This is a genomic window from Streptomyces sp. 13-12-16, from assembly GCF_002114215.1.
In the GTDB taxonomy this organism is placed as follows: domain Bacteria; phylum Actinomycetota; class Actinomycetes; order Streptomycetales; family Streptomycetaceae; genus Streptomyces.
Genome location: NZ_NCTE01001414.1, coordinates 1 through 1,023, shown reverse-complemented (window position 1 = coordinate 1,023; position 1,023 = coordinate 1). Strand labels below are relative to the sequence as shown.

Sequence of the window (1,023 nt, the reverse complement as noted above, 5' to 3'; positions counted from 1 at the left end):
CGACAGGTGCGCGCCCGCGTAGACGTGGGGTGCCGGACGGGCACCCATGCGGGTGGCGGTGGCGAACACCACCGGCGTCAGCAGCACCACGGTGGCGTCCAGGCTGAGCACGGCGGTGATCAGCGAGGCGAGGGCGAAGACCGAGCCCAGCAGCCTGCGCGGCCGGTGGCGGGACCAGTGGGCCATCCAGCTCCCGCAGGCGTGGAAGAGGCCCTCGTCGGCACAGAGCCTGGCGAGCACCAGCACGGCGGCGAGGAAGCCGAGCACCGGCCCGAGCCGGACGGCCTCCTCCCGGACCGCCTCCAGGGGGATCGCGCCGGTGGCGATCACGACGCCGGCCGCGGGCACCGCGAACGCCGCCTCCGGCCAGCGGAAGGGACGGACGACGGCACACACCAGCACCACGGCCAGCGCGGCGACGGACAACGATTCGAGCAGCACAGCCCTGATCATCCACAGGGGGCGGCGGGACGTGGACACCGCGTCCCCGGGATGTCGCGGGGCGGTACCTTCGACCTCACGCCGATGTGGGGCCGATGAGGAGAGATGAACGTGAGCAAGTTCGTGCGGCCCGCCGCCGAGGGTGCCGATCCGTTCGGTACGGCACGTCTGCGACGCGGGGTCCTGGACGCCTGGGTCACCAGCCCCGCCCGCTTCCGTGAGGACGCCAACGCCGAGGAGGACCTCGTCCTCGGCGGCTACCGGGACCGCCTCGTCGTCGAACTCGCCCAGAACGCCGCCGACGCCGCCGCCCGCGCCGGCGTGCCGGGACGGCTGCGGCTCACCCTGCGCGACGGGGTCCTCGTCGCCGCGAACACCGGGGCCCCGCTGGACGCGGCCGGTGTCGAGTCGCTGTCCACGCTGCGCGCCTCCGCCAAGCGGGACGCGCCGGACCGGGCCGTGGGGCGCTTCGGTGTCGGCTTCGCCGCCGTCCTCGCCGTGACCGACGAGCCCGCCGTCGTCGGACGGCACGGCGGGGTGCGCTGGTCGCTGGCCGAGGCGCGGGGAATCGCGGGCGACACC

General features: G+C 75.3%; 2 protein-coding genes. One reads left to right on the top strand and one right to left on the bottom strand.

Annotated features, from left to right (window positions below; translation table 11 throughout):
* Positions 1-453, bottom strand: a 453-nt coding sequence (locus B7767_RS41795) for an SLC13 family permease (protein WP_256923776.1), incomplete at its 3' end; no start/stop codon positions are given.
* Positions 454-552: 99 nt separating this feature from the next.
* Here B7767_RS41795 and B7767_RS41790 point away from each other — a divergent pair.
* Positions 553-1,023 (top strand): sacsin N-terminal ATP-binding-like domain-containing protein (locus B7767_RS41790; protein ID WP_373408286.1); only part of this gene is annotated, 471 nt, incomplete at its 3' end.